The organism is Deinococcus sp. AB2017081 (assembly GCF_034440735.1).
In the GTDB taxonomy this organism is placed as follows: Bacteria; Deinococcota; Deinococci; order Deinococcales; family Deinococcaceae; genus Deinococcus; species Deinococcus rufus.
The window spans coordinates 652439-677933 of the sequence record NZ_CP140098.1 but is presented as its reverse complement, the minus strand read 5'-3'; the positions used below and the strand labels follow the sequence as shown (position 1 = coordinate 677933).

Below are 25495 nucleotides of genomic sequence, written 5' to 3'. Positions count from 1 at the left end.
CCCGGTGAGGACAGCCGTAGGGCGCGTCACTTTCATGAAGGCTTATGATGGATCCGTGACCACACAACGGATTCTTGTTATCGAGGATGACCAGGACATCGCGAATGTCCTGCGGATGGATCTGACGGACGCCGGCTACGACGTCGAGCATGCGGATTCCGCCATGAACGGCCTGATCAAGGCCCGCGAGGATCACCCGACGCTGATCCTGCTCGACCTGGGCCTGCCGGACTTCGACGGCGGCGACGTCGTGCAGCGGCTGCGCAAGAACAGCGCCGTGCCGATCATCGTGCTGACCGCCCGCGACACCGTCGAGGAGAAGGTGCGCCTGCTGGGCCTGGGCGCCGACGATTACCTGATCAAGCCCTTCCACCCGGACGAGCTGCTGGCCCGCGTGAAGGTGCAGCTGCGGCAGCGCACCACCGAGAGCCTGACCATGGGCGAGCTGACCCTGGATCCCCAGAAGCGTCTGGTGACGTACAAGACCGAGGAACTGCGGCTGTCGCCCAAGGAATTCGACATCCTGGCGCTGCTGATCCGCCAGCCGGGCCGCGTGTACTCACGCCAGGAGATCGGGCAGGAGATCTGGCAGGGCCGACTGCCCGAGGGCAGCAACGTCGTGGACGTACACATGGCGAACCTGCGCGCCAAACTGCGTGACCTGGACGGCTACGGCCTGCTGCGCACGGTCCGTGGCGTCGGATACGCCCTGCGCGGCTGAGCGTTCCGTGGGCCTGACTGCTGCTGGCCCGGATTTCGGTGCGCTGATCCAGGCCATTCCCAATCCCGTGGTGCTCGTCCGCGAGGACGGCACGGCGGCCATGAACCCGGCGGCGCGGAGCCGGCTGCGGCAGCTCGGCGTGGCCGAGGACTGGCGTCAGCTCTTTGACGACGACGCGCTGCTGGAGGTGCAGCAGGCCACGTCGGACGCGTGGCGGGGCGAGACGTCGAGCGTGAGCGTGAAGCTGCGCGACGTGATCGCGCCCGGACAGGTGACGGTCGCGCCGGCCGGGCCCGGCCACGCCCTGCTGCACCTCCAGGTGGGCCGTGACCCGATGGAGACGGCGCTGAACCTGCTGGACACGCTGGGGCTGGGCGTCACGGTGCACGGGCCGGACAGCACGCTGCTGCACGCCAACGACCGCGCCCAGCAGATCCTGGGGCTGAATCTCGCGCAGCTCACCGGGCGCGACGCCATGGATCCACGCTGGCGGGCGATCCGGCCCAGCGGCGAGCCCTTCCCGGCCGAGGAGCGGGCCGCCATGCAGGCGATCCTGACCGGCCAGGTGCAGCGGAATGTGGCGATGGGCGTGTTCCATCCGCCGTCGGAGGCGTGGCGCTGGCTGCGGGTCACGGCCGTGCCGCGCCGCGTGCCGGGCAGTACCCAGGTGCGGCAGGTCACGGTGATGTTCGACGACGTGACGGCCACGCAGCGCACCGCAGCAGCCCTGCGGCACAGCGAGCGGCGGTTCCGCTCCCTGGTCGAGGCCACCGCCCAGATCGTGTGGACAGCCAGCGCGGACGGCTACTTTCCACCACCTCAGCCGGGCTGGGAGGCCTTCACCGGACAGACCCCGGCCGAGTACGAGGGCCGGGGGTGGCTGTCGGCGATCCACCCGGATGACCGGGCCCACACGCTGGAGGCGTGGAAGACGGCGGTCGAGTCGCAGGACGTGTACGCGGTCACGCACCGTCTGCGGCGCGCGGACGGGGCGTTCGTGCCCATGCGGGTGCGGGCGGTGCTCGTGCGCGACGAGAGCGGCGAGATCGAGGAGTGGATCGGCACCCACAGCGAGCTGAGGCCGGTGGGCGACGCCCTGCCGGAAGACGCTGCCATCCAGGCGACGCTGGAAGATCGCGTGCGGGAACGCACGGAGCGGCTCGCGGAGGTCACGCGCTTCTCCACGCTGCTGCTCACGGCGGCGGGCGAGGGCGTCTTCGGGCTGGACGCCCGGGGCGTCACGACCTTCGCCAACCCCAGCGCAGCGCGGCTGCTCGGGTACAGCATCGAGCGCATGATCGGATCGCGCCAGCACGACCTGATCCACCACCACCACGCGGACGGCACGCCCTTCCCGGTGCAGGACTGTCCGATCCACCAGACCCTCTCGGATGGCCAGGTGCGGCGCGTGGAATCGGACGTGTTCTGGCACGCTCAGGGGCATGCGGTGCCGGTGTCGTATGTCGTGACCCCCACGCATGACGGGCAGGGGGCAGTCACGGGCGCGGTGGTCATGGTGCAGGACAGCACCGAGCGCCTGCGGGCCCAGCAGGATCTGCGGGCCGCCGTGCTGGAACTCCAGCGCAGCAACCACGATCTGGAGCAGTTCGCGTCGGTCGCCAGCCACGACCTCCAGGAGCCGCTGCGCACCATCGGCAGCTACGCGCAGCTCCTGGCCCGCCGGTACGAGGGCCAGCTGGACACGCGGGCAACACAGTACCTGGGGTTCATGGAAAGCGCCGTGGAACGCATGCGCAGCCTGATCCTGGATCTGCTCGCCTTCGCACGGGTGAGCCAGGGCACCACGCCCATGCGGTCTCTGGCCCTGGACGACGTCATGGACAAGAGTGCCCAGAACGTGGAGGCGGCGCGGCTGCTCGGGGGGGGCACCGTGTCGTGGGAGACGCCACACACCGTCCTGGGCCAGCCCTCGCTGGTCACGCAGCTGCTGACCAACCTGCTGGGCAACGCCCTGAAATTCGTGCCGCCCGAGCGCCTTCCGGTGGTGCGGGTCACGTCGCAGGCACAGGGAGACATGGTGCAGATCAGCGTGACCGACAACGGCATCGGCATCGGCGAACATGACACCGAACGGGTGTTCGGGATCTTCCAGCGGCTGCACAGCCCCGAGGAATACTCCGGAAACGGAATGGGGCTGTCTATCTGCCGTAGAATCGTGGAGCATCACGGTGGTCGACTGTGGCTGGAGTCCACGCCCGGACAGGGCAGCACCTTCCACTTCACGCTGCCCGGCGCACCCACCGACTCCCCATGACTGATCCCGCTGCCCACCGCATAGAAATCCTGCTGGTCGAGGACAACGAACCCGATGTTCTCCTGACCCTCGAAGCCTTCGAGGAGGCCAGCGTCCCCAATCGTCTGCATGTCGCCCGCGACGGCGTGGAGGCCCTGCGCTTCCTGCGCCGTGAGGGCGAGCACGCGCACGCTCCCCGTCCGGACGTGATCCTGATGGACATCAACATGCCCCGCAAGAATGGGCTGGAGGTCTTGCAGGAGATCAAGGCCGACCGCTCGCTGGCCAGCATCCCGGTGGTCATGCTCACCACCAGCCAGTCCGACGACGACGTGCGCAACTCGTACGAGCGGCATGCCAGCGGCTACGTGGTCAAGCCGGTGGGCTTCGAGAACTTCCTGAACGCCATGCGGGCCTTCGAGAACTTCTGGATGACCTTCGTGCGCTTCCCTCCCCAGCACGACCGCCACTGACCGCACGCGGTTGGCCCGACCGAGAACAGCAGAGGGAGCCGGCGGACATACTCGCCGGCTCCCTCCGCTGTGACCGGAACTCAGTTGCGGACAGTCGTCGTGGTCGTGGCCGGGCGGCTCCGCCCCAGAAGGCCGAAGAGGCCCAGCAGGCCCAGCAGGCCCCAGGGGAACTGGCGGGTATCGGCCACGCCATCGTTGTTGCTGTCCACGACCCCATCGCCGTTGGGATCGACGGTGTTGTTGATGGCCTCGCCGGTGTTCTCGACCGCCTCGCCAGTCGCGGCGGCGGCGTCGTTGATCGCCTCTCCGGTCGCGGCAGCAGCACCCTCGACCGCGTTCCCGGCGGCATCCACGGCTTCCCCAGTGGCCTCAGCGGCGTTGTCGACAGCTTCGCCGGTGGCAGCGGCGGCGTCGTCGACTGCCTCGCCGGTGGCCTCAGCGGCGTTGTTCACGGCCTCGCCCGTCGCTTCGGCGGCATTGTTCACCGCTTCACCGGTCGCCTCGGCCGCGTTGTCGAGGGCCGCGCCGGTCTGTTCGGCGGCACCGTCGGCCTCGCCGGGCGTGGCGTCCGTCTGCACCTGCACGTAACCGGTGGCGGGAGCGCTGGCCAGCGCGGCGGGCGCGGTCAGCAGGGCGAGGGTCAGCAGGGCGGCAGTCGTGGTCTTGGTCATGGGCATCTCCTGGGGGTCGAAACGTGATTCGATCCGCAGTGTGCGGTGCGATTCGCCCGGCTCCCTGAGCGACGCCCCTACGAACCTTTAACGGACTCGGGGGCCTCCGGACTGCCCGCCGCTTCCTGGAGCGCCCGGAGGACGTTGTCGAGGTGCTGATCCAGATCGACACCCAGTTCAGCCGCTCCCTGCGTGACCTCGTCGCGGTTCACTCCCGCCGCGAAGGCCCGGTTGCGGAAGCGTTTCTTCAGGCTGCTCAGTTCCACCCCGCGCACCTCCCGATCCGGGCGGATCAGGGCCGCTGCCTGCACCAGTCCGGTCAGCTCATCCACGGCGAACAGCGTCCTGGCCAGGCGGGTCTCCCGGGGCACGCCCGTGTAGGTCGCATGTCCCATGATCGCGTCGAGGATCTCCGGGGCCGTGTCCGTGTGTTCGCGCAGGTACGCCACGCCCCACGCGGGATGCTCCTGCGGGTGCCGTTCGTAGTCGAAGTCGTGCAGCAGCCCGGTCACGGCGTAGGTCTCCTCGTCCTCATGCCAGTGGCGGGCGTACCAGCGCATGGCGGCCTCGACGTTCAGCATGTGGCGTTGCAGCGAGACGGACGGCGTGTGCTCCAGCATCAGGGCGTGGGCCTGGTCACGGTTCATGGGCGCAGTCTAGCCGGGGGAAAAGCGGGCATCCGGCACCGCCACACGCCGTCCGGGGGGAAACCAGGACAAGCGTTCAGTCTTGATGAAGATCCCTGCACAATCCGTAGAAAATGTTGAGACAGCGCGCCCCAGGGGCGCTGCCCCTGTACAACCAGAGCACCCCCACGGCGGCCCATCAGTCGGGCGTCATCTTCGGCCGCTACACCCTGGGGGTCTGCCGGCCCCGCCGCACCTCGCGGCCCGGTCGCACCCCTGGTTCCCGCCGCATACACCCAAGGAGTCCTATGAACATCACCCGTTCCCTGCGTTCCACCACCCTGGCCCTGACGGCCCTGGCCGCCGTGACCCTGCCCGCCCTGCATGCCAGCGCCCAGACCGTCACGGGACAGAGCATCGTCGTCAATCCCGTGTCGCCCGTCAGCGTGGGCAGCCTGACCCTGATCAACGTGGACACGGGCCAGCCGGTGCCCGGCTACAACCCGATCCCGTCCGGCACGACGCTGAACCTCGCCGCGCTGCCCAAGCGTCTGAGCATCCGCGCCAACACGGTCGGCCCGGTGCAGAGCGTGCTGTTCGGCCTGGACGGCAACCTGAACTACCACAGCGAGAACGTCGCGCCCTTCTCGCTGTGTGACGGCAGCGACTGCGCCACGGCGCTGCGCCCCGGCCAGCACACCATCGTCGCCACGCCGTTCACCGGCACCAGCGGTGGCGGGATCGCCGGTCTGGGCCTGTCCGTGACCTACAGCGTGGTGGGCACCGCCCAGACGCCGGCCCCGGCCCCGACCTTCGGCGTGACCAGCTTCACGCTGATCAACGCCGACACCAACCAGCCGGTGCCCGGCTACGATCCCATCCAGCCCGGCGCCCGCCTGCAGCTCTCGGCGCTGCCCAAGCGCCTGAACTTCCGTGTCAACACGGCCGGCAACGTCCGCAGCATCCGCTTCGTGCGCCCCTCGGGCCGGGTGTACGTGGAGAACGAGGCTCCCTTTGCCCTGTGCGGCGACACCAAGGGCAGCAATGGCCGCAAGGGCGACTACCTGGCCTGCGCCGCCGGCGAACTGACCGTGGGCAACCGCCGCATCAGCGCTGCGCCCTTCACCGAGATGTTCGCCAAGGGCAAGACGGCCCAGACCTACACCCTGCCGTTCACCATCGTGCGCTGAGCATTGAGTACACGCCACGGGCCGCCCCTGATGATCCAGGGGCGGCCCGTACTGTTTGGACTCCGGTCAGTGGATGTAGCGTGCCCACTCGGGCTGCCAGTGCGCGAACTGGCCGTGGGCGTACACACCGAACGTAGGAGCGCGAGGCCGGGTGCGCAGCGGCATCCCGGCCTCGTCGGGGGTGCGGTTCCCCTTGTGCTGGTTGCACGATCTGCAGGCCGTGACGACGTTCTCCCAGTTGTGCCGCCCGCCCCTGGAGCGGGGCATGACGTGATCGAGCGTGAGTTCCTCGGGGCTGCCGCAGTACTGGCACGCGAAGGTGTCGCGCCGCAGCACGTTGCGCCGGTTGAAGGGCACCGGGTGCACGCGCGGACGCCGCACGTACTTGCGCAGGCGGATCACGCTGGGCACGGGCAGCACGGTGCTGGGCGAACGCACCACGTCCGCGCTGTTCTCCAGAACCTCGGCCACGCCGTACTGCACCAGCGTGATCGCGCGTTTGGCGCTGGTCACGTGCAGGGGTTCGTAGGAGGCGTTGAGTACCAGCACGCGGGGGGCATTCAGATCCGCCGCTACGTGGGGTATTCGCACCTCCTCCTCTCTGGGCATGTCCTTTCTGGAGTTCATGCCCGGCATTCTACCGCCGGGCCGTCAGAGCAATGTTGCGCCTTAACGCTTAAGTACGTCGAAGTTGGTCTTCAGATCAACCGAGCGGAGCGAGTATCGAAGAAAGTACGTCGTAGCTACCATTACGAGCTTCCGGGACAGCACCGGAACCTCTCCATTCCCGCTACGACGTACTTAGTGTCGCGCCGTGGCATTGAGGATTCTGGCCTATCTACAGCGCTGATCGGCCGGGCCTAGCCGGTCTTCAAGCCGCCGCGCAGCAGTTCCAGCACGCCGTCGGCGACGTACTGCACGGCCAGGGCGCCCAGCAGCACGCCCAGCACACGGGTCACCACGTGCACGCCGGTCACGCCGATCACGCGCCCGATCTGCCCCGACAGCCGAAGCGCCAGATAGCACAGCAGCAGCACGAAGCCGGTCACGACGAACACCAGCCCCAGCAGCAGCGGGTCGCCGTGGGCCGTGTTGGCCTGGATCATGATGCTCGCCAGCGTGCCCGGCCCCGCGATCAGCGGGATCGCCAGCGGAAACACGCTGATGTCCTGGCGTTCCTGCGCCTCGCGTTCCTCGTCCGGGCTCTCCTTGCTGCCGCTGGGGCGGGCGAACACCATGTCCAGCGCGATCAGGAAGAGCAGGATGCCGCCGGCCACGCGGAAGGAACTCAGGCTGATGCCCAGATGCTCCAGCAGCGCGCGGCCGCCCAGCCCGAAGGCCAGGATGATGCCGCCCGCCACCAGGGTCGCCTTCAGGGCCACGCGCCGCCGCTCGAAGGCCGGCCGGTTGCCCGCCAACCCGATGAAGATGGGGGCCAGGCCCACCGGATCCATGACCACCAACATGGTCAGGAAGGTGCGGTTGATGGTGGTGAGTACCTCAGCCAGATCCGGCACAGAGGGCAGCGTAACAGGCCAGGCCTGCCAGCGCGTCACGCCGCCTGCGCGGACGTGCGGCGCGCACCTGGCGACAGATCGGCCTGAGGAGGGTTTGGAACGTACAGCACGATCTTCACGGGTACTTCACACACTGCGCTCGATGGTCACATCCGCTATGGGAAGGATCGGCCAGCTGCCACAGTAGGAGAACGATGACGGCTCCTCTGATGACCTCCAGCGCCCGGCACTTCACTCCGGATCGCGCCATCCGTCCGGCACCGCGCCGCGCCGGCAGCGTGGGCCTGGGCGTCCTGATGGTGGTGCTGTTGCCCGCCGTGCTGGTCGCCTCCGCGCTGGCTCCGCGTCAGGTGCGCGAACTGGCCGACGCCAGCGACATCGACTGATTCCCGAGTCACGGCCGTGCGGCGGGCCGGACATCGATCTCCAGGGCAGAACTGGCCGTGTCCGTGCGGCCGTCCTGGGTGGTCGAGGCCTCCACACCCGCGGTGTAGGTGTTCACGCCGGTGTCCGGCGCGGCGGTGACGACGACCGGGAAGACCTCGCCGACCCGAACCGTGGCCCGCGGCAGGGTGACCGTCACGCCGGCCGCGCTGGACTGCGCCCGCAGGGTGAACACGCCGGGGTGGGTGCGGGCCGTGTAGCCGCCGACCCGGCCGGTCAGGGTACGGCTGCTGCCGGCCGGCAGCGTCAGCGTGGACACGGAGGATCCGCCTTGCGGCGCGAAGACGATGTAGCCCCCGGCGCAGCCCTGGCCACGCAGCGCGGCGATGTCCCGTGCCCCGACGAACAGCGCGGGCAGCAGGGACGCCACGACCAGCCCCAGCCCCAGCGCCGCCCGCCCCGGCCGCCGCCAGTTCGCGGCCGTGAACGCCAGCCCACCGGGGCCGAGCAGCAGCGGGGGCAGCAGCGCCAGCAGGGTCAGTCCCTGGCACGGTGCCGTGAGCACGGCGTCGCCCAGTGCCCGCACGGCGAAGGTCGCGGCGGCCCCCACGCCCCAGCCCAGCAGGAAGGCCGGCAGAAAGGTGCGCAGGCGGTACGTGGGAAAGTCCGGGGCGGGCGCGGTCACGCTCCGCAGCGTACCCCGCACGGGCCGGGACACCCGGCCTGTGTCACGCGGCGCGGCGCTCCGCCAGGGTGCGGCGCACGTCGGCCAGGCGCTGACCGTGCAGGGGGTAGAAGGCCAGCAGGAGCAGGGCGAGCGCGGCGCCCGCGATGGGCACCGCCGTCATGAACACCCGGAAGCCCTCGGCCACCGAGGCGGGCTGCACGTCCAGGGTGGGGTCGTAGCCGTAGCGGCGCGACACCCACCCGAAGGCCAGCGAGATCAGCGCCCCGCTCAGGGTGGTGATCAGACCGCTCAGCCCGAAGTACATGCCCTCGCGGCGCTCGCCAGTGCGCACCTCGTCTTCGTCGATCACGTCGGCCATGATCACGTCGCCCATCAGGATCATGCCGCCCAGACCCACGCCGAAGGCCGCCGTGACCGGCCACACGCCCGCCACGCTGTCCACGACCGCCAGCAGGCTGACGCTCACGGCGGTGACCGCGAACGCGAGCATCAGGGTGGTGCGGGCCCCGAAGCGGCTGGCGACCAGCGCCCGCCACGGCCACAGGCTCGCTCCCGCCACGACGAAGGCGGTGGCGAGCAGCAGGGTCGTGGTGGTGCCCTCCGGCGCTCCCAGGGTGTATTTCACGTAGAAGCCCATCCCGGCGGCCAGCGTGCCGGTGGTCACGAAGCGCATGGTCTGGGCCAGCACCACCGTCAGGAAACTGCGGTTCGAGAAGGTGGCCCGCAGCGCGGGCAGCAGCGGCAACGACTGCGTCTGCTGGGCCTCCGGCCGCTCGCGCAGCGCCCCCACCCCGCTGTAGATCGCCACGCCCGAGATCACGGCAAAGGCGGCAGCGGTCACCCCCCATCCGAACCGCGCCGCCAGCACGGGCGGCAGCGCCAGCCCGATCAGCAGGCCCACGACCTGCACGGCGTTCATGCGCCACGCCACGCCGGTGCGCTGGGCGTAGGTGCGGAACATCTCGGGCAGCAGGGCCAGGTAGCCGGTGCCCAGGGCGGTGCCCGCCGTCTCCCACAGCCACCACGTCGCCGCGAAGTACGCGACGAGTGCCCACGGCTCCGTGGCCCCGGAAAACGGCGCGTTGAACATGAGCACAAAGCCCAGCAGCGACGGCAGCGCCCCGTAGCGGATAAAGGGGATGCGCCGGCCCTGGCGGCTGCGCGAACGATCCGAGAGGTAGCCGATCACCGGATTGTCGATGGCGTTGTAGACGGCAAAACACGCCATGACGGTCGCGGCCAGCGTGGGGCTGAGTTTCTGGCCGTCCACGTAGTACAGCAGCAGGAAACTGCTGGCCTGGGCGGGCACCGTCAGCCCGAAGTTCATGACCGCGTAGCGCCACGCCACGCTGGACGGCGGGTCATCCAGGGCGGCGTGGCTCATGCTGGTGCCCGCATCCAGTCCCGCAGCAGCCGGTAGCCGATGGCGTGGACGCCGCTGTCCGCGATGACGCCCTTCATACGCGGGTCGCGGAAGGCCTCGTAGTTGGCGACCCGGCCCGGCCAGTCGCCGCAGATGGCCCGCAGCTCGGGCGTGTCCCGTGCCGGATGCAGGATGAAATGCGTCAGGCCCGGCGGCAATGTCGCCAGCACCCGGCGGGTCAGTTCCAGATGGTCGCCGCCCTCGTGCAGCGGCAGCATGTACAGCCCATCGACCAGTGGGCGGCCGGCGTGTTCCAGCAGCCGGCCGTAGCCCCACGCTCCGGCCGCGCCCGCCGCGTCAAAGCCCTGGGCCCGCCATCCGGCCCGGTTCATGCGCGGGTACATGGCCGGCACCCCCTCCTGCCCCGCCAGCGCCATCACGGCGGGCAGGAATTTCGGGTGGGCCAGCGCCCCCATGTGCGAGTCCACGTGCGTGATGTCCACGCCCCACGCCCGCGCCCGGCTGACCTGGGCCGCCAGTTCCGAGCGCACCGCGTCCGGCCGCGCCGTCGCCTGCACGGCCTGGACGGTGCGGGGAAAGCGGCCCTCGGCGTCCAGCAGGCCGCTCGCCGGGTCGCGGGTGCTGACCGGCCCCCAGCGCAGCACGTCCCACTCGCTGGTGATGGTCAGGTGCACACCCAGGTCGGCGTGTGGGTACCTGCGGGCCACGGCCGCCCCCTCGGCCGCCGCCGGGCACGGCACCATCAGCGCGGCCGAGGTCAGGGCGCCGACGTCCAGCAGGTCGGCGTAGGCGTCCACCGTCGCCCCGCACATGCCGATGTCGTCCGCGTGGAAGATCACGACGCGGTCGGTGGGAGCGTAGCCAAGGGCCGTCAGGAGCGGATTGGGCCGCATAGTCCTCCAGCGGGGGGAAGAGGGGGAAGGGACGTGCCCAGCATGGCACGGCCTCCATGCAGCGGGACGCGCATCTGCGGCACTGACCACGCGCAGAGCACGCAGTAGGCGGGGTGGTACGTCGCACCACCGCACCGTTCATCTGCGGGTGCGACAATGCACCCCGTATGTCAGGCCCGACCCCCACCTCCCCCACTGCCGCGAAAGCCCGCGCGGGGATTCCCAAGACCGTCTGGGATCTCGTGTTCACCTTCGTCATCCCGATCCTGGTGCTCAGCCCGAACATCCTGGGCAGCGGCATCAGCGTGGCCGACCTGCTGGGCGGCGGCTCGGCCACGCCGGGCACCATCGGGACGGGCAACGTCCGCGCCTACGTGCTGGCCGCCCTGATTCCCGTCGCCTACGTCATCTGGGATCTGGTGCGCAACCGCACCCTGAGCCCGGTCGCCATGATCGGCGGGGCGGGGGCGATCTTCTCGGGGGCGCTGGCGTTCTGGTTCGTGGACGGCTTCTGGTTCGCCATCAAGGACAGCGCCCGGTCGTATCTGGTCGGCGTGCTGTTCCTGATCAGCGCCGCGACCAGCGTGCCCCTGCTGCGGGTCTTTCTGGACGCCGCCAGCGTGGGCGAGAGCCCCGAGCACCGCGCCGCCACGCAGCAGGCCATGCGCGACCCCGGCGTCCACCGCGCCCTGGCCCTGGGCACCGTGATCTTCGCCGGCGTCGACCTGCTCGGCGGCGTGATCAACAGCGTCGTGAACTACGCCCGCGTGACCGCGAAGTTCGGCACCGACGACTTCAACGCGCAGGTCGCCGCCGTGAACGCCATCATGCGGATTCCCGGCCTGATCGTCAGCCTCGCAGGGATCGCCGTTGCCTTCTGGATCGTGCAGCGGGCGGTGCAGGCCCGTTACGGCCAGGGCGCGAGCCTGCTGGAACCCGCCAAGCTGGAGGCGGTCATGCGGGAACGGGGCGAGCTGGGGGCGGTGCAGAGGGCAGAGGGCTGAGAGAGGGAGCGGGTCGGCGGCGGGCGAACCCCTCAGTCCGCTTCGCGGCCAGCTCCCCTCAAGGGGAGCCAATGATGTGCTCGTTGCCTCCCCTTGAGGGGAGGTGCCCCGCAGGGGCGGAGGGGTTCGCCCGCTACGCCGCCCCTACTCCCCCGTCCGTGCCCTTCTCTTCTGGAACGCGCCCGTCAGCAGCTCCGTGATGTACTCCTTCGTGAACGGCATGCCGCTCTGTTCGGCGGCCGTGATCTCCTCGTCGCGGTCGTAGGTCAGGCGGACGAAGGTGGCGCTGTGGGTGGGGCTGTGGGGGTCGAATTCCAGGATCAGGTAGCACGGCAGGGTGGAGTCCAGCGGATTGCCCACGCTGCCGCAGTTGATCAGCGGGCGGCCCTCGACGTCCAGCAGCAGGGCCTCGTGCATGTCGGCGTAGACCAGGGCGTCGGCGTGGGCCTTCAGGCCGTACTGGGCGTTGGGTTCAAAGGCGGTGATCTGGTCGGCCAGGCTGGAATGGGGGTACAGGCGGTGAAACAGCCCGCGTGAACTGGCGTGGACGAAGCGCCACCACGCGCCCGCGAACTGTTCCTCGATCCCGTACGGCAACTCGCCCAGGTACGACAGCTGCGCGGGCGTGAGCTTGCTGCGCGGCCACAGATCCTGCGGGCGGTGGGTCGCGCCGGCCACGCGGGCATCCCAGTTGCCCTGGACGACGCGGCTGGCGTGCGCCTGTGTCCATTCCAGCACCTCTTTCGGGCGCGGCCCCTTGCCGACCAGATCACCCAGCACCCACGCGTCGGTCAGGCCACGGCGCTGCATGTCCGCGTGAACCGCGAGCGTGGCCGCCAGGTTGGCGTGCAGATCCGCGAGGATGGCGAGACGAATCATGTGGTTTCCGGTCGATCCGTGTCACCATCACGGAGCAACCGGATCAGCGGAAGGAGGAACACAGAGCGTTCCGGGCGTGGAGTTGACGGACTGGCGGTCTCCCAGTCTGGCAACGGAACAGACGGACTGCTGATCATGCCCCGGAGTGTAGCCCGCGTGTCCGGGCCGGACTGCGGCAGAGAGAACGGCCTGGAGCAGGTGTCCGAATGACAGCAGCATACCAACGGCGTCTGATGCTTCCATTCTTCCACCTGCTCACTCACATTCACTCGCTTCGCTCGGTCAAGAGCAAACAGCTCTCTCGACAGATGCTTTATGGCGTGGGCGTCAGGGCACGCACCATGGCCCACGTGACCACGGCGGCCAGCACCAGCCCGGCCACGACGAACCACGCGGGGGCGCGGCCACCATTCATGGCGTTCGCGGCCCCCCACGCGGTGCGCAGGTTCACCAGCGCGAACATCAGCAGGACGGCGTCCAGCGCGTCCACGGTTCGCCCGCTGCCGATGGCGAGTGGATAGCCCACGGCGAAGGTCAGGCCGACGATCAGCAGCGCGATCAGCAGTTGCAGTGCGTAGGGGGGCACCGCCGCAGCCTACCCGAGTTCGTGGTACTGGCCCCGGAAATACAGCAGGGGATCGTCGTCGGTGTAGCGGGCGTATTCCACGAAGCCCAGGTACAGGGTGTGGTCACCGGCGAGGATGGCCTGCTCCTTGCGGCACACCAGCTGCGCGACCGCGCCGCCGATCAGGGGCAGGCCCTCGTGCTCGAACCACGGCACGGCGTCCTCGGGGCCGGGTTTTCCGGCAAAGTGGTCACTGAGGGGCCGCTGGACGCTGCTCAGGACGTTCACGCCGAAGTGGGTGACGTCTTCCGCGGCCAGCAGCGCGTGCATGTGGGCGCGGGTGTCCACGCTGACCAGGATCAGCGGCGGGGTCAGGCTCACGGACACGAAGGCGCTGGCGGTCATGCCCCGGCGTTCCGTGCCGCCATTCGCCGTGATGACGGTCACGCCGCTCGCAAAGCGGCCCAGCGTCTGCCGGAATTCGTCGGGAGTGAGGCCACCGGGCGTCGCAGTCATGGCGGCAGTCTAGAGCCCTACACCCGTGCCCGCAGGCCGACCAGCAGCCCGGCCGTGAAGGCCCCGGCGAAGGGCAGGTTCGCGGTCAGCACGCGGCCCAGCCACGACGCGCCGTGCTCGCTGCCCTGGCGCAGCCACGGTTCGGTCAGGGCCTGGAGCCGCAGCCAGTTGACCGTGATCAGGTCGAGATACGCGAGCAGCTGCAGGGTGATGAACAGCACGCCCACCACGATCAGCACGACCCGGCCCACGTGCCGCAGGGCCACGCCGGTCGCGAAGCCCAGCAATGCCCCCACGCTCAGGTCGGGCAGGGCGGGCCGCAGCGCGTCGAGCAGCGAGGCCCCCAGGGCGGTGTCCGGGGCGGGGGGGGTGGGGGTCGGCAGCGTCGTCATGGGCATTCCGGGGCTCAGGGCGGGGGCAGGATAGCGCGGCCGTTCTTACGGGCGCCTTCTCCGGTGTGCCGCGCTATCCTGCGCTCACTGTGGAGAACGTGCCAGATGCCCCCGCCGACCTGCTGCCGACCGAGCGGCTCGACCGGCTCATCGCGGGGGACGAGGCCGCGTGGTACGCCTTCGTGCAGGAATACGAGGGACGCATGTACGGCTACCTGTACCGTCTGGAGGGCAACAGCGACGACGCCCTGGACCTGACGCAGGAAGTCTTCTACCGTGCATGGCGATCGATTCGCACCTTCCGGCCCGGCGAGCGGGTACTGCCGTGGCTGTATCAGGTGGCCCGCAACACCCAGATCGAGTCGCACCGCCGCAAGCAGCTCCAGCGCTTCTCACTGGAAGAGGCCCGCGAGGACATCGGCTTCGAGGTGACCAGCGCCGCCCGCTCACCCGTGCAGGCCGCCGAGAGCGCCGACGCGCAGGACCGCGTGCAGCGCGCGCTGCTGAAACTCCCCGAGGAGTACCGCGAGGCCGTGGTGCTGCGCTTCGTGGAGGACCTGCCCTACGAGGAGATCGCGCAGATCCAGGGCGTCGCCGTGGGCACCGCCAAGAGCCGCGTGTTCCGCGCCAAGGAGCAGCTCGCGCAGCTGCTCGCCGATGTCGCGGACGTGAACTGAACGCGGCCGGAACCGCATCTGTCACATCCTGGACAGATCTGGACGGATAGCCTGGGGGGGTGACACCCCCCGGTCGATCCCACCGCGTTCCCGTCCCGTCTGATCGTTCCCGGTTCCTGTCCCGCCACGTGCGGCATGCCGTGGTGCTGGGTGCGCTGCTGACCGCCACCCTGCCCGGTGCCCACGGCCAGGGCACGCCCGCGCCCTTCAAGGTGGGCTACACCGCCAGCGCCGAGGGCCGCGCGCCGCTGCTGGTCACATTCCACGCCACGGTGCAGCCCACGTACCGGGTGGACTGGACCTTCGGCGACGGCGGCACGGCCAGCGGCCCACAGGTGCAGCACACGTACTACCGCAGCGGCGTGTACACCATGCAGGCCCGGCTGCTGGACACCTCTGGCCGCGTGGTCAGCCGCGCCCAGACCACCATCGACGTGCAGTCCAGCGGGCCCGAGCGCAGCGAGCTGACCGTGCTGCTGGGTCGGGGCGAGGTGCGCCTGAGCGCCGTGGACAGCGTGTACTACACTCCGGCGGCCCCTACGCTGCTGCTCGACGGCCAGGTGGTCACCGGGCGCGCGGTGCGCCTGAGCAACGGCCCGCACCGCGCCGCAGCGGTCGGCGTGACGGGCAGCGGGCAGGTGCAGGAGCGGGCCGTCACGTTCACGGCCGCGCCGTTCACGGGCAGCGTGGTCTTCGAGACCGAGGTGCTGCGCCTGACCAACGCCGCCCGCGCCCAGGGCTGGAACTGCACCACGCTGCGTGCGGGTGGCCCGGCCCTGCCGCCCCTGAAGCAGGACGCCACGCTGGATGTGGCCGCCCTGGCCCAGTCCGCAGGCATGGCGACCGCCGGGTACTTCGACCATGTCAGCGCCCTGGACGGCAGCACCCCCATGCGGCGCGTCCAGGCGGCGGGCATGGCGCCGGCCGCCACCGCCGAGAACATCGCCGCCGGTCACGAGACGCCGGCCCAGGTCGTGGACGGCTGGCTGCGCAGCCCCGGCCACTGCCGCAACATCATGGGCGCGTATTCCCTGATCGGCCTGTCGTACGTGAACCGCCCGGGCACGACCTACGTGCGCTACTGGACGCAGGTGTTCGCCTCTCCGTGAGCCGCTACTGCAGGCGGCGGGTGAAGCGCTCGGACGCGCCCAGGCTGCCCAGCAGCAGCAGCCCGGCCAGGGCCCCGACGAGGCCGGAGATCTCGCGCCACTCGACCGACCACGCCAGCGAGCGTCCCATCTCGCGGTAGATCGCGCTGAGTTCCGACGCCGACTTCGCCTCGTAGTAGCGCCCGCCGGTCGTGGTGGCGATCTGGCGCAGGGTCTCGGCGTCCAGACTGCGGCCGGGCGGATTCCAGCGGCTGCTGCGCAGGGACTCGCCCGTGGTGCCCAGCCCGACGGTGTAGACCCGGACGCCCGTGGCCTTCACCTGGGTGGCGGCCTCCAGCGGGTCGACGCCGCTGTTGCTGCGGCCGTCCGACAGCAGCACGATGGCGGCGGTGGGGCGCTGGCTCTGGGACTGGCCGGGCGTCCGGTCGCTCTGTGGCAGGGCGTTGAGTCCCTCGATCAGACCGTCCCCGACGGCGGTGCTGAAGCCCATCGTCAGCCCGTCGATGGCGGCGAGCACGTCGGCGTGCCGGGTGGTGGGCGGCGAGTTGAGCAGCGACGAGCCCGAGAACGACGCCAGCCCCACGCGGGTGCCCGCCGGCAGCGACTTCACGAAGGCACGGGCGGCCTGCTGCGCGGCCACGAAGCGGCTGGGTTCGATGTCCTGCGCCCGCATGGAGCGCGACACGTCCATCACGAGCATGATCGCGGTGCGGTCGTCGGGCAGCGGCACAGCCGCCTGGGGCCGGCTGACCGCCAGCAGCGCCAGCCCGACGGCTCCCAGGTACAGCGCCGGGGGCAGGTGCCGGCGCAGCGGGTGCGAGCGGCCCCGCGCCAGCGCCAGCAGCGCCAGATCCGGGTGGATGGCGGCCGCCTGGGCCGGGCGGCGCAGCCCGCGCAGATATACCCAGACCAGCAGCGGCACCAGCACGAGCAGAACCAGGGCCCATGGCCAGATGAAGTTCATGGAACCCTCCGGTGCCACCGCAGGCCCAGGCCGCCCCCCACGATCAGGAACAGCGCGGCCAGGGCGGCCAGGGGGGCACTGAGTGCCAGATCGGTGCTCGCCCAGCGGATGGCGGTGCCCAGGCTGCGGGCGATGCCCTGGAGCGCGCCGGGCTCGGGTGTCTCCAGGAACTCGCCGCCCGTCAGCTGCGTGAGGCGCTGGAGGCCCTGACTGTCGAAGGGCACGAACACCGTCTGGCCTTCGATGACGCTCACGGCGCCCCCCTCTCGGCCCAGCGCCACGGCGTACACCTTCACGTCGTAGTCCTGGGCGAAGCGGGCGGCGATCAGCGGACTGCCCCCCCGGTTGGAGATCCCGTCCGAGAGCAGCAGCACCGCGCCCGGCGGATAGGGCTCCTGCGGGGCAGTGGGCGTCGGCGCCGGCGTGGTTCCGGTGGCCGGCGGGGTCGGGGTCGGCGTGATCTCCAGTTCAGGCGGGGGCGCGGCGGCCGCGCGGCCGGGCAGCGCCCGCACGGCGCTGACCAGCGCTCCGGCCAGCGAGGTCGCCTGCGCGGGTTTCACCCGTTCCAGCGCCTCCAGCACCGCCCGGCGATCCGTGGTGGGGGCCACCAGCACGGCGGCCCGGTCGGAGAAGGTCAGGAACCCGATCCGGGTCGAGGCCGGGGCCAGCCGCAGGAAGTCCCGGATCGCGGTCTGGGCGGCGGCCAGCCGGGTCGGGCGCAGGTCGTCGGCGAGCATGGAGCGCGAGGTATCCAGCGCGACCATCACGGCGGCCTGGTTGCTGGGCAGCCGCACCGGCGCGACCGGCTGGGCGGCCCCCAGCAGCAGCAGGCCCAGCGCTCCCAGCTGCAGCCCCGTGAGCCAGCGGGCCTGCCGGGGGGCGGTGTCGCGCAGGGCCGCGCCCAGCAGCGCCGGGTCGGCGTAGGCCTGGCGCCGGCGCTGTCGCTGGCGGGCCCACCCCCGCAGCGCCAGGACAGCCAGCGGCAGCAGCACCAGCAGCCACAGCAGCAGCGGCAGCTCGAAGGTCATGGCCGCCGCCCGCGCCGCGCCGCCACGAAGCGCAGCAGCGCCGGCACCGGGTCACGCTCGGTGCCCAGATCCAGCAGATCGACCCGCGCGGCGTGCAGGGAGCGGCGCAGCGCCGCGTCGCGCTCGCCCACCAGCCGGGCGTGCGCGGCCCGCACCTGCACGTCGGAGGTGTCCAGCCACAGCTCCTCGCCGCTCTCGGGGTCGCGGACACGCAGGCCCCCGACATCCGGCAGGATGCGCTCGGCCGGGTCGGAGATCCTCACCGCCACGACATCGTGCCGCTGGGCCAGCCGACCCAGCGCCCCGGCCCAGCCACCCCCGCCCGGCGGCACACCCTCCAGAAAATCCGAGACGACGAACACCAGCGAGCGCCGCCGCATGAGGTGCCCGGCATTCGTCAGGGCCGGCTCCAGGGTGGTGGTGCCCGCCGGGGGGCCGGACACGGCCGGGCGCGACAGCAGGGTCATCAGCGCCAGCGCCTGGGCCCGGCCGTGGCGCGGCGTGACCATCCCGGCCGCCGGGCCGAAGGTGATCGCTCCCAGCCGGTCGCCGTGGCGCGTGACGATCAGCGCCGCGACCCCCGCGAAGTCCCGCGCCAGATCACTCTTCAGGGCGCGGCGGGTGCCGAAGTCCATCGACGGCGAGGTGTCGATGATCAGCCAGGTGGTCAGCTCACGTTCTTCCTGATACTGCCGCACGTGCAGCCGCCCCGAGCGGGCGGTGACGTTCCAGTCGATCCGCCGCACCTCGTCGCCCGGCTGATACTCGCGCACCTCGGCAAGGTCCAGGCTGGGGCCGTAGAACAGGCCCCGGTAGTCCCCGAACAGGAAGCCGTCCAGGCGGCGCACGACCTTGAATTCCAGGCGGCGCAGCAGCTGGGCCGGCAGCTCCGGCGGCGGCCGCACCTCCGCGCGGGGCGGGGGCGGGGCCGGGCGGGGCGGCCGGCGTCTAAGCCCGATCATCTCGGGGGCTGGCATCTCGGGGGCCGGCTTCCCGCGCTCCATTCACGGCGCGGGTGCCGTGCGGATCGCCCATGTGCACGCGCGGCAGCGGCACGGCAGCGATCACGCGGGTCACGATGTCCTCGACGCGCAGTTCCTCGGCCAGCCCCTCGTAGGACGGGATGACGCGGTGGCGCAGCACCTCCGGGGCGAGGTCGCGGACGTCCTCGGGGAGCACGTATTCGCGGCCCCGCACGATGGCGAGCGCCTTGCCCCCCAGGATCAGGTTCACGCTGCCGCGTGGGCTGGCCCCGTAGGCGACCGCCTTCTGGAGGTCGGCCAGGCCCACATCGGCAGGTGAGCGCGTGGCGCGGGCCAGGGTCACCGCGTACTCCGTGACCGCCGGGGGGACGTACACCTGATCGGTCATGATCTGGAGCTGCCGCAGCTCGTCGCCCGACAGCTGCTCGGTGATCAGCGGGAAGGCCTGCGACACCCGCTCGACGATGGTGATCTCCTCGTGGACGCCGGGGTAGCCGACGATCACCTTGAACATGAAGCGGTCGACCTGCGCCTCGGGCAGGAAGTAGGTGCCCTCGGACTCGATGGGGTTCTGGGTGGCGAGCACCAGGAAGGGCACGGGCAGCGCGAAGGTCTGCGTGCCGATGGTGACCTGCCGCTCCTGCATGGCCTCCAGCAGCGCCGACTGGATCTTGGCGGGCGCACGGTTGATCTCGTCGGCCAGGATCAGGTTGGCAAACACCGGGCCGAGTTCGACCTCGAAGCTGCCCTTCTGCTGGTTGTAGATGCGCGTGCCGATCAGGTCGGCCGGCACCAGATCCGGCGTGAACTGGATGCGCTTGAAACTGGCCCCGATGGCCTGCGCCGTCGACTGGATCGTCAGGGTCTTGGCGAGCCCGGGCACGCCCTCGACCAGCACGTGCCCGCGGGCGAGCAGTGCGACCAGCAGCCGTTCGAGCAGCAGATCCTGCCCCACGATGACCTTGCGCACCTCGAACAGCAGGGTGCGCAGGCGGGCGGCGGCCTCGGTGACGGCGGCGGGCTGGAGCGGGGTCAGGGATGCAGGTTCGGTCATCACGTCCTCAATTCCGGCCCAGAGAAGGGCGGCGCGTCGGGTGCGGGCGACTGTGGGCCGGGCGACTGGGGCTGGATCGGGAACAGTTCGCTGTCCCCGTTCGGGGTGCCGCCGGGGCCACGCGGCGTGCCGGTGCCGGGGGCAGGCGTGCCCGGCTGGATGCGGTAGAACTGCCCGTCCCGGAACATCAGGACGGTGCAGTCCCCCTCGCCCGGCGTCTGGCCGGGCTGCGGCTGTTGCCCGGTGCCCGGCTGCTGCCCCGGGCCGGGCACGAGTGGAATGACCTCGCGGGGATCACCCGGAACCGGAGCGCCCTGGATCGGATCACCCTCCACGCGGTCCGCGACGGGACGCAGGAATGTGGCCGCTCCAGCGGCCGGAGCGACGGGCAGGTCGACACGACCGAGCGCGAAGCCCACGCCCAGCGCACCGAGGACGAGCGCCGCCGTCCAGCTCTTCATGGCGCGGCGGGAACGGAGCGGAGGAACACCTGAGGCCGACAGTGTGGGACAGTCACGCCAATCTCCTGGGTGAGTGAGGTCGGATGTCCACTGTACGGCGTGGGTTCCGGAGCATTTGTCATCCGCGCCCTTTATGCAGACGAATTCACAATGACCCCGTCACGGGCACCCGTCGATAGGCGGCGGGCGGAGAGCGGGCGCTGTGGAGCACCGTGGTTCCTCCCTCAGTCCTCGTGGATCGCCACGTACTGCCCGTCGGCGCTGATCCAGCCCCGGTACATGCCTTCCGTGTTGTAGGGCAGGGTCACGGTGCCGGCGCGGTCGACCGCGCACAGGCCCGCCCCGCCCAGCGCGGCCAGGTCGCCGTGGATCAGTCCGCTGGCCGCCGTTTCCAGCGACTGCCCCCCATACAGCATCCGGGCATGGATGTCGTGCCCCACGGCGAAGCGGATGAACAGTTCGCCCTTGCCGGTGCCCGACACCGCGCAGGTGCGGTCGTCGGCCCACGTGCCGGCCCCGACGATCGGCGAGTCTCCCACCCGCCCCACCGGCTTGGCGGTGTAGCCCCCGGTCGAGGTCGCCGCCGCGAGGTGGCCGTGCCGGTCGAGGGCCACCGCGCCGACCGTGCCGTGCTTCTCCTGCTCGGTGGCGCTGGCCTGCGTGCCCTGGCGTTCGCGTTCGAGCATGGTGTGAAGGGCCGCCTGTCTTGCCGGGGTGGTGAACTGCGCGTTGTCGACGGTCTCCAGGCCGTGCGCGGCGGCCCACGCGTCGGCGGCCGGGCCGATCAGCAGCAGCGGGTCGGACACGGCCGCCAGGGCGCGGGCCGCCAGCACGGGGTTGCGGATGTGCTGTGCCCCCGCCACTGCGCCGGCGCGACCGGACGCGCCGTCCATCAGCGAGGCGTCCAGCTCATGAACGCCGTCGCGGTTCAGCGCCGCACCGTACCCGGCATTGAAGACCGAATCGTCCTCCATGACCTGCACGGCGGTCGTGACGGCGTCTACGGCCGATCCGCCACTGTCCAGCACAGCGTAGCCGGCCTCCAGGGCACGGCGCAGGGCACTGCGGGCGGCGCGGTCGGTCTCGGGGGTGAGGTCGGCGCGGGGAATCGCGCCGCAGCCTCCATGGATGGCAAGGACAGGACGGGTCATGGGATCACCTCTGGGGAACGTGAAGAGCGGTGGGGACGGTGCCCGCTAGGGTGGGGACACATGACAGACGAAGACAGGCAGGTTCCAGCAGCGTCCCTCTCCGGGAGGATTGCCATCGTCACCGGGGCGTCCTCGGGCATCGGGCAGGCGACGGCGCGGGCGCTGATCCAGGCCGGAGCCCGCGTGGTCGTGGCCGACGTGAACCAGGGGGCCGGCGAGGCCAGCGCCCAGCACCTGCGGGATCACGGCGGCGACGCCGTGTTCGTGCCCTGCGACGTGGCCGACGCCGTACAGGTGCAGGCCATGGTGGAGGCGACCGTCGCCCGATTCGGCGGCGTGGACATCCTCGTCAACAACGCGGGGATCTCCGGCGGAGCCAGTCTGCTTCATGACCTCGACATCGACACCTGGGATCACGTGATGGCCGTGAACCTGCGCGGCCCCTTCCTGTGCGCCAAATACGCCCTGCCGCACCTGATGGACAGCCGGGGTGTGATCGTCAACGTCGCCTCGACCTATGGACTGGTCGGGGCGCCGGGCGCTCCGGCGTACTGCGCGTCGAAGGGCGGCGTGGTAGCGCTGACCCGGCAGCTCGCCGTGGACTACGGCCCCCGTGGCGTGCGCGTGAACGCCGTGTGCCCCGGCTACGTGGACACCGACATGGGCGGCAGCCGCGCCCGGCTCGGCCCCGAGGGGCAGGCCGCCGCCAACGCCCGGCGCGAGGCCGCCGCCGCCCGCCAGCCCCTGGGCCGCCAGGCACACGTGGACGAGATCGCCCGCGTGATCGCCTTCCTGGCGTCGGGGGCCAGCTCGTTCATGACCGGCTCGATCGTCACGGTGGACGGCGGCTGCACCACGACCTTCAACCACGGGTAGAGAGAGGTTCATGTGGAGGGGACTCTGTGACTCTGTACTCCCGAAGACCCCTCACCCCAGCCCTCTCCCCGGGGGAGAGGGAGCCGACGACCTGCGAGGCAGAGGGAGGAGCGGAGCGACGGAAGGGTGAGGGGTCTGTTGACAGCGCGTCCGACCCGTCGCGCCGTCACCTTCACAGTCCTCAGCCCTGATCCAGCGGACGGATCAGGATTTCATTGACGTTCACACGCTGGGGCTGGGTGGTCGCGTACACCACCGCAGCGGCGATGTCCTCGGCCTCCAGGGGCGTCATCTGCTTGATCCGCCCCTCGTAGGCGTCTTTCGTCGCCGTGTGCGTGATGTGATCCGTCAGTTCGGTGGCGACCACGCCGGGTTCGATGACCGTCACGCGGATGCCCAGCAGGCGCACCTCCTGCCGCAGGCCCTCACTGAAGCCGCCTACCGCCCACTTGGTCGCGCTGTAGCCCGCGCTGGTCGGCCCTGCCCCACGCCCGGACACCGAGGAGATGTTGACGATGTGTCCGCTGCCCTGGCCCTGCATGGCCTGCACGGCCGCCTGGGTGGCGTGCATCAGCGTCAGCACGTTCAGATCCATCATGCGGTGCCAGTCGGTGGGATCGGCGTCCGCGACCGGGCCCAGCAGCATGAGTCCGGCGTTGTTCACGAGGATATCGAGCCGTCCGAAGGCGCTGACGGCCTGCGCGACCGCGTCCCGCGCCTGGGCCGGGTCGGAGAGGTCGGCGGCGACCACGTGGGCCTGCCCGCCCTCGTGGCGGATGGCCTCGGCCAGGGCGTCCAGGCGATCCCGGCGGCGGGCCACCAGCACCACGGCGGCCCCCTCGGCATCGAGCGCGCGGGCCGTCGCCTCACCGATGCCGCTGGAGGCTCCGGTGACCACGGCGACCTTGCCGGACAGACGCAGGGGAGCAGGGGATCTGGTCATGGGTGGGCCTCCTGGGGCGCGAGGGCGTACAGATCGCTGTATTTGCCCGTGAGGTAGTCGAGGTAGGGCTGCGGGTCAAGGGGACGGCCGGTCACGCGCCGCAGCAGTTCATCCGGCGTGAAGGTGCGGCCGTGCCGGTAGATGTTGTCGGTGAGCCACTCGCGCAGCGGCGCGTACTCGCCGCGCTCCAGCTGCGAGTCCAGTTCCGGGTGGGCCGCCTGCGCCGCCCCGAAGAACTGCGAGGCCATGACGTTGCCGACCGTATACGTGGGGAACGAGCCGAACATCCCGGACGACCAGTGGATGTCCTGCAGCACGCCCCGCGCGTCGTCGGGGACGTCCAGCCCCAGGTCGGCCTTCACCCGGGCGTTCCACGCCGCCGGCAGGTCACGCACGTCCAGTTCGCCGCCGATCAGCGCGCGCTCCAGATCGACCCGCAGCATGATGTGGAGGTCGTAGGTCAGCTCATCGGCCTCGACGCGGATCAGGCTGGGGCGCACCTCGTTCACGGCGCGGTGGAAGGTGTCGGCGTCCACGTCTGCCAGCTGCTCCGGGAACGTCGCCTGGAGGTCGGCATAGTGCTGCTCCCAGTAGGCCCGTGACCGCCCGATGCGGTTCTCCCACAGGCGCGACTGGCTCTCGTGGGTGCCGTAGCTCGCGCCGCCGACCGCGTACAGGCCGACCAGATCGCTGGCGAGCACCGTCCGGGTCAGGGCCGGGTCGACGCCCTGCTCGTACATGGCGTGCCCGGTCTCGTGCAGGGTGCCGAACAGGGCACCGCTCAGGAAGTGCTCCTGCACGCGGGTGGTGATCCGCACGTCGTTCCGGGTGAAGCTGATCTCGAAGGGGTGCGCGGACTCGTCGAGCCGCCCGCGCCCCAGGTCGTAGCCGAAGCGCTGCGCAGCGGAGAGTGAGTATGCCTTCTGCCCGGCGGCCGGATAGGATCGCCGCAGGAAGTCGGTTCTGGGGGCAGGCTGCGCCGTGATGCGGGAGAGCAGGGCGACGTGGTGGGCTCGCAGGCGGTCGAACAGCGGCAGCAGAGTCTTCAGCGTCAGCCCCGGCTCGTAGAGGTTCAGCAGCGCGTCGTAGGGGTGATCCTCGTAGCCCAGCGCGTCGGCCAGTTCCCGGTTCAGGGTGACCATGCGCGTCAGGGCCGGGGCGAAGGCCGCGAAATCGCTGGCGGCCTTCGCCGTGACCCACGCGTCCTGCGCCTCACTCTTCAGGGTGGCCAGTTCGCGGGTCAGGGCCTCGGGCACCCGGCGCAGGGCCGCGACGGCGCTCAGGGCCTGCCGGGCGGCGGGGGCGTCCGGGGTGTCCAGGGCCGCGTGCGCCGCCGCCTCGAAGGCCGGGGCGAGGACGCGCTCGCGGGCCAGGGCGCTGATGGTCGCGCTCTGCTGCCCGCGCGTGGCGCTGCCCCCGGGCGGCATCTGCGTGCGGGCATCCCACGCCAGCAGGTTCAGGACGCACAGCAGGTCGTTGATCTCGGCAGAGCGCCGGGCAAAGTCGGTGTCGGTCATGGGGCTCCTGTGATGCTTGAAAGGTCGGCCAGCACGCTGTCCACCACGCGCGGCGCGTCGGCGGCGGGCACAACCACCACACCGTTGTCGTCCCCGGCGATGAGGTCGCCGGGCTGCACGGGCACGCTCCCGAGAGCAACCGGAACATTCACGTCGCCGCCGTCCTCACGCCGCCCCGCCTGAGGCACGGTGCCGGTGCAGACGACCGGAAAACCCAGTGCCCGGATGGCGGTCACGTCCCGGCACGCGCCGTCTATCACGGCGGCCCGAACACCATGTGCCAGCGCTGCTTTTGTCGTGTTCTCCCCCCAGAACGCCGAATGCCGGGTGCCGTGCGTGTCGATCACGAGCACGCTGTCGGGCGGCGCGGCGTCGATGGCCCGGTACACCGCGCTGAGGTCGGTGCCGGCGGTGCGGACGGTCACCGCCACGCCCGCGAAGGTCGCTCCTGTCCACAGCGGGCGGAAGTCGGCCCCCAGGCCGCCGGTGTGCCCCAGCGCATCGCTCAGGTTGCAGGTCAGGTCGCGGCCCGGTAGCGCGGCGTTCAGGCGATCGGCCAGCGCCACTACATTCAC

29 protein-coding genes are annotated in these 25495 nt (G+C 70.9%); 9 read left to right on the top strand and 20 right to left on the bottom strand.

Annotated features, from left to right (window positions below; genetic code table 11):
* Positions 1-34: 34 nt before the first annotated feature.
* The 3 genes from U2P90_RS03280 to U2P90_RS03270 are packed head-to-tail and all read left to right on the top strand — an operon-like array spanning position 35 to position 3448.
* Complete coding sequence (locus tag U2P90_RS03280) at positions 35-721, top strand: response regulator transcription factor (protein ID WP_380101271.1); 687 nt, start codon at positions 35-37, stop codon at positions 719-721.
* A gap of 7 nt (positions 722-728) precedes the next feature.
* The gene (locus tag U2P90_RS03275) at positions 729-2996 is read left to right on the top strand and encodes a PAS domain S-box protein (RefSeq protein WP_322473780.1); all 2268 of its coding nucleotides are present in this window, start codon (positions 729-731) and stop codon (positions 2994-2996) included.
* The gene (locus U2P90_RS03270) at positions 2993-3448 is read left to right on the top strand and encodes a response regulator (RefSeq protein ID WP_295815940.1); all 456 of its coding nucleotides are present in this window, start codon (positions 2993-2995) and stop codon (positions 3446-3448) included. Before U2P90_RS03275 ends, U2P90_RS03270 begins: the two co-directional genes overlap by 4 nt.
* Positions 3449-3528: 80 nt before the next feature.
* On the opposite strand, the gene U2P90_RS03265 is transcribed toward U2P90_RS03270, so the two are convergent.
* Both U2P90_RS03265 and U2P90_RS03260 read right to left on the bottom strand, forming a co-directional pair.
* Positions 3529-4119, bottom strand: coding sequence for a hypothetical protein (locus U2P90_RS03265; RefSeq protein WP_322473779.1), 591 nt, complete (start codon positions 4117-4119; stop codon positions 3529-3531).
* A 77-nt stretch (positions 4120-4196) separates the two neighbouring features.
* Positions 4197-4766 (bottom strand): HD domain-containing protein, encoded by a 570-nt coding sequence (locus U2P90_RS03260; RefSeq protein ID WP_322473778.1) that lies wholly within the window; start codon positions 4764-4766, stop codon positions 4197-4199.
* A gap of 287 nt (positions 4767-5053) precedes the next feature.
* Here U2P90_RS03260 and U2P90_RS03255 point away from each other — a divergent pair, with 287 nt between their 5' ends.
* Positions 5054-5935 carry a hypothetical protein gene (locus U2P90_RS03255; protein WP_295815935.1) on the top strand — a complete coding sequence of 294 codons (882 nt, stop codon included), beginning with the start codon at positions 5054-5056 and terminating at the stop codon, positions 5933-5935.
* A 66-nt stretch (positions 5936-6001) separates the two neighbouring features.
* Here the strand turns inward: U2P90_RS03255 and U2P90_RS03250 are convergent, their stop codons facing one another.
* Together U2P90_RS03250 and U2P90_RS03245 are read right to left on the bottom strand one after the other, a co-directional pair.
* Positions 6002-6562, bottom strand: coding sequence for an HNH endonuclease (locus U2P90_RS03250; protein WP_295815933.1), 561 nt, complete (start codon positions 6560-6562; stop codon positions 6002-6004).
* A 233-nt stretch (positions 6563-6795) separates the two neighbouring features.
* On the bottom strand, positions 6796-7452 hold the full coding sequence (locus U2P90_RS03245) for a MarC family protein (protein WP_295815931.1): 657 nt from the start codon (positions 7450-7452) through the stop codon (positions 6796-6798).
* Between the two features lie 194 nt (positions 7453-7646).
* On the opposite strand from U2P90_RS03245, the gene U2P90_RS03240 reads away from it, so the two are divergent.
* On the top strand, positions 7647-7838 hold the full coding sequence (locus U2P90_RS03240; RefSeq protein ID WP_295815930.1) for a hypothetical protein: 192 nt from the start codon (positions 7647-7649) through the stop codon (positions 7836-7838).
* Positions 7839-7846: 8 nt separating this feature from the next.
* Here U2P90_RS03240 and U2P90_RS03235 read toward each other — a convergent pair whose 3' ends face one another.
* The 3 genes from U2P90_RS03235 to U2P90_RS03225 are packed head-to-tail and all read right to left on the bottom strand — an operon-like array spanning position 7847 to position 10801.
* Positions 7847-8521 carry a hypothetical protein gene (locus tag U2P90_RS03235; RefSeq protein WP_322473777.1) on the bottom strand — a complete coding sequence of 225 codons (675 nt, stop codon included), beginning with the start codon at positions 8519-8521 and terminating at the stop codon, positions 7847-7849.
* A gap of 43 nt (positions 8522-8564) precedes the next feature.
* On the bottom strand, positions 8565-9908 hold the full coding sequence (locus U2P90_RS03230; RefSeq protein WP_322473776.1) for an MFS transporter: 1344 nt from the start codon (positions 9906-9908) through the stop codon (positions 8565-8567).
* Positions 9905-10801: a polysaccharide deacetylase family protein gene (locus tag U2P90_RS03225; protein ID WP_322473775.1), complete on the bottom strand. Its 897-nt coding sequence runs from the start codon at positions 10799-10801 to the stop codon at positions 9905-9907. The genes U2P90_RS03230 and U2P90_RS03225 overlap by 4 nt, the downstream gene beginning before the upstream one ends.
* Positions 10802-10968: 167 nt before the next feature.
* On the opposite strand from U2P90_RS03225, the gene U2P90_RS03220 reads away from it, so the two are divergent.
* On the top strand, positions 10969-11805 hold the full coding sequence (locus U2P90_RS03220) for a VC0807 family protein (RefSeq protein ID WP_322473774.1): 837 nt from the start codon (positions 10969-10971) through the stop codon (positions 11803-11805).
* Between the two features lie 144 nt (positions 11806-11949).
* On the opposite strand, the gene U2P90_RS03215 is transcribed toward U2P90_RS03220, so the two are convergent.
* From U2P90_RS03215 to U2P90_RS03200, 4 genes are all read right to left on the bottom strand, one after another.
* The gene (locus tag U2P90_RS03215; RefSeq protein ID WP_322473773.1) at positions 11950-12684 is read right to left on the bottom strand and encodes a metallophosphoesterase family protein; all 735 of its coding nucleotides are present in this window, start codon (positions 12682-12684) and stop codon (positions 11950-11952) included.
* A gap of 313 nt (positions 12685-12997) precedes the next feature.
* Positions 12998-13270, bottom strand: coding sequence for a hypothetical protein (locus U2P90_RS03210; RefSeq protein ID WP_322473772.1), 273 nt, complete (start codon positions 13268-13270; stop codon positions 12998-13000).
* Positions 13271-13279: 9 nt separating this feature from the next.
* Complete coding sequence (locus tag U2P90_RS03205) at positions 13280-13765, bottom strand: flavin reductase family protein (RefSeq protein ID WP_322473771.1); 486 nt, start codon at positions 13763-13765, stop codon at positions 13280-13282.
* 17 nt (positions 13766-13782) lie between these two features.
* Positions 13783-14157: an FUN14 domain-containing protein gene (locus U2P90_RS03200; protein ID WP_295822905.1), complete on the bottom strand. Its 375-nt coding sequence runs from the start codon at positions 14155-14157 to the stop codon at positions 13783-13785.
* A gap of 89 nt (positions 14158-14246) precedes the next feature.
* Here U2P90_RS03200 and U2P90_RS03195 point away from each other — a divergent pair, with 89 nt between their 5' ends.
* The gene (locus U2P90_RS03195; RefSeq protein WP_322473770.1) at positions 14247-14834 is read left to right on the top strand and encodes an RNA polymerase sigma factor; all 588 of its coding nucleotides are present in this window, start codon (positions 14247-14249) and stop codon (positions 14832-14834) included.
* Positions 14835-14893: 59 nt separating this feature from the next.
* Positions 14894-15943 (top strand): CAP domain-containing protein, encoded by a 1050-nt coding sequence (locus tag U2P90_RS03190; protein WP_322473769.1) that lies wholly within the window; start codon positions 14894-14896, stop codon positions 15941-15943.
* A gap of 4 nt (positions 15944-15947) precedes the next feature.
* Here U2P90_RS03190 and U2P90_RS03185 read toward each other — a convergent pair whose 3' ends face one another.
* The 6 genes from U2P90_RS03185 to U2P90_RS03160 form a co-directional block, all read right to left on the bottom strand.
* Positions 15948-16907 carry a vWA domain-containing protein gene (locus U2P90_RS03185; protein WP_295822897.1) on the bottom strand — a complete coding sequence of 320 codons (960 nt, stop codon included), beginning with the start codon at positions 16905-16907 and terminating at the stop codon, positions 15948-15950.
* A complete protein-coding gene (locus U2P90_RS03180; RefSeq protein ID WP_322473768.1) occupies positions 16904-17935 on the bottom strand; it encodes a VWA domain-containing protein in 1032 nt (343 codons plus the stop codon). Before U2P90_RS03180 ends, U2P90_RS03185 begins: the two co-directional genes overlap by 4 nt.
* Positions 17932-18897, bottom strand: a complete 966-nt coding sequence (locus U2P90_RS03175; RefSeq protein ID WP_322473767.1) for a DUF58 domain-containing protein — start codon at positions 18895-18897, stop codon at positions 17932-17934. Before U2P90_RS03175 ends, U2P90_RS03180 begins: the two co-directional genes overlap by 4 nt.
* The gene (locus U2P90_RS03170) at positions 18884-19972 is read right to left on the bottom strand and encodes an AAA family ATPase (protein ID WP_322473766.1); all 1089 of its coding nucleotides are present in this window, start codon (positions 19970-19972) and stop codon (positions 18884-18886) included. Before U2P90_RS03170 ends, U2P90_RS03175 begins: the two co-directional genes overlap by 14 nt.
* Positions 19972-20433 carry a hypothetical protein gene (locus U2P90_RS03165; RefSeq protein ID WP_322473765.1) on the bottom strand — a complete coding sequence of 154 codons (462 nt, stop codon included), beginning with the start codon at positions 20431-20433 and terminating at the stop codon, positions 19972-19974. The genes U2P90_RS03170 and U2P90_RS03165 overlap by 1 nt, the downstream gene beginning before the upstream one ends.
* A 224-nt stretch (positions 20434-20657) precedes the next feature.
* The gene (locus U2P90_RS03160; protein WP_322473764.1) at positions 20658-21584 is read right to left on the bottom strand and encodes an isoaspartyl peptidase/L-asparaginase family protein; all 927 of its coding nucleotides are present in this window, start codon (positions 21582-21584) and stop codon (positions 20658-20660) included.
* A 60-nt stretch (positions 21585-21644) separates the two neighbouring features.
* On the opposite strand from U2P90_RS03160, the gene U2P90_RS03155 reads away from it, so the two are divergent.
* Positions 21645-22460 carry an SDR family NAD(P)-dependent oxidoreductase gene (locus U2P90_RS03155; RefSeq protein WP_322473763.1) on the top strand — a complete coding sequence of 272 codons (816 nt, stop codon included), beginning with the start codon at positions 21645-21647 and terminating at the stop codon, positions 22458-22460.
* Positions 22461-22641: 181 nt separating this feature from the next.
* Here U2P90_RS03155 and U2P90_RS03150 read toward each other — a convergent pair whose 3' ends face one another.
* Genes U2P90_RS03150 through U2P90_RS03140 form a run of 3 tightly spaced genes read right to left on the bottom strand, consistent with a single transcriptional unit; the run spans position 22642 to position 25495 of the window.
* Positions 22642-23403, bottom strand: coding sequence for an SDR family oxidoreductase (locus U2P90_RS03150; RefSeq protein ID WP_322473762.1), 762 nt, complete (start codon positions 23401-23403; stop codon positions 22642-22644).
* Positions 23400-24920, bottom strand: a complete 1521-nt coding sequence (locus U2P90_RS03145) for a carboxypeptidase M32 (protein WP_322473761.1) — start codon at positions 24918-24920, stop codon at positions 23400-23402. The genes U2P90_RS03150 and U2P90_RS03145 overlap by 4 nt, the downstream gene beginning before the upstream one ends.
* A complete protein-coding gene (locus tag U2P90_RS03140) occupies positions 24917-25495 on the bottom strand; it encodes an RraA family protein (RefSeq protein WP_322473760.1) in 579 nt (192 codons plus the stop codon). Before U2P90_RS03140 ends, U2P90_RS03145 begins: the two co-directional genes overlap by 4 nt.

Bases quoted from the DNA above. Each gene is read 5' to 3' on its own strand.
- U2P90_RS03185 (WP_295822897.1), bottom strand. From the start codon at position 16,907: ATGAACTTCATCTGGCCATGGGCCCTGGTTCTGCTCGTGCTGGTGCCG.
- U2P90_RS03170 (WP_322473766.1), bottom strand. From the start codon at position 19,972: ATGACCGAACCTGCATCCCTGACCCCGCTCCAGCCCGCCGCCGTCACC.
- U2P90_RS03205 (WP_322473771.1), bottom strand. From the start codon at position 13,765: ATGACTGCGACGCCCGGTGGCCTCACTCCCGACGAATTCCGGCAGACG.
- U2P90_RS03255 (WP_295815935.1), top strand. From the start codon at position 5,054: ATGAACATCACCCGTTCCCTGCGTTCCACCACCCTGGCCCTGACGGCC.
- U2P90_RS03225 (WP_322473775.1), bottom strand. From the start codon at position 10,801: ATGCGGCCCAATCCGCTCCTGACGGCCCTTGGCTACGCTCCCACCGAC.
- U2P90_RS03230 (WP_322473776.1), bottom strand. From the start codon at position 9,908: ATGAGCCACGCCGCCCTGGATGACCCGCCGTCCAGCGTGGCGTGGCGC.
- U2P90_RS03180 (WP_322473768.1), bottom strand. From the start codon at position 17,935: ATGACCTTCGAGCTGCCGCTGCTGCTGTGGCTGCTGGTGCTGCTGCCG.
- U2P90_RS03250 (WP_295815933.1), bottom strand. From the start codon at position 6,562: ATGAACTCCAGAAAGGACATGCCCAGAGAGGAGGAGGTGCGAATACCC.
- U2P90_RS03215 (WP_322473773.1), bottom strand. From the start codon at position 12,684: ATGATTCGTCTCGCCATCCTCGCGGATCTGCACGCCAACCTGGCGGCC.
- U2P90_RS03165 (WP_322473765.1), bottom strand. From the start codon at position 20,433: ATGAAGAGCTGGACGGCGGCGCTCGTCCTCGGTGCGCTGGGCGTGGGC.
- U2P90_RS03265 (WP_322473779.1), bottom strand. From the start codon at position 4,119: ATGACCAAGACCACGACTGCCGCCCTGCTGACCCTCGCCCTGCTGACC.
- U2P90_RS03175 (WP_322473767.1), bottom strand. From the start codon at position 18,897: ATGATCGGGCTTAGACGCCGGCCGCCCCGCCCGGCCCCGCCCCCGCCC.
- U2P90_RS03145 (WP_322473761.1), bottom strand. From the start codon at position 24,920: ATGACCGACACCGACTTTGCCCGGCGCTCTGCCGAGATCAACGACCTG.
- U2P90_RS03280 (WP_380101271.1), top strand. From the start codon at position 35: ATGAAGGCTTATGATGGATCCGTGACCACACAACGGATTCTTGTTATC.
- U2P90_RS03270 (WP_295815940.1), top strand. From the start codon at position 2,993: ATGACTGATCCCGCTGCCCACCGCATAGAAATCCTGCTGGTCGAGGAC.
- U2P90_RS03220 (WP_322473774.1), top strand. From the start codon at position 10,969: ATGTCAGGCCCGACCCCCACCTCCCCCACTGCCGCGAAAGCCCGCGCG.
- U2P90_RS03155 (WP_322473763.1), top strand. From the start codon at position 21,645: ATGACAGACGAAGACAGGCAGGTTCCAGCAGCGTCCCTCTCCGGGAGG.
- U2P90_RS03200 (WP_295822905.1), bottom strand. From the start codon at position 14,157: ATGACGACGCTGCCGACCCCCACCCCCCCCGCCCCGGACACCGCCCTG.
- U2P90_RS03260 (WP_322473778.1), bottom strand. From the start codon at position 4,766: ATGAACCGTGACCAGGCCCACGCCCTGATGCTGGAGCACACGCCGTCC.
- U2P90_RS03240 (WP_295815930.1), top strand. From the start codon at position 7,647: ATGACGGCTCCTCTGATGACCTCCAGCGCCCGGCACTTCACTCCGGAT.
- U2P90_RS03160 (WP_322473764.1), bottom strand. From the start codon at position 21,584: ATGACCCGTCCTGTCCTTGCCATCCATGGAGGCTGCGGCGCGATTCCC.
- U2P90_RS03150 (WP_322473762.1), bottom strand. From the start codon at position 23,403: ATGACCAGATCCCCTGCTCCCCTGCGTCTGTCCGGCAAGGTCGCCGTG.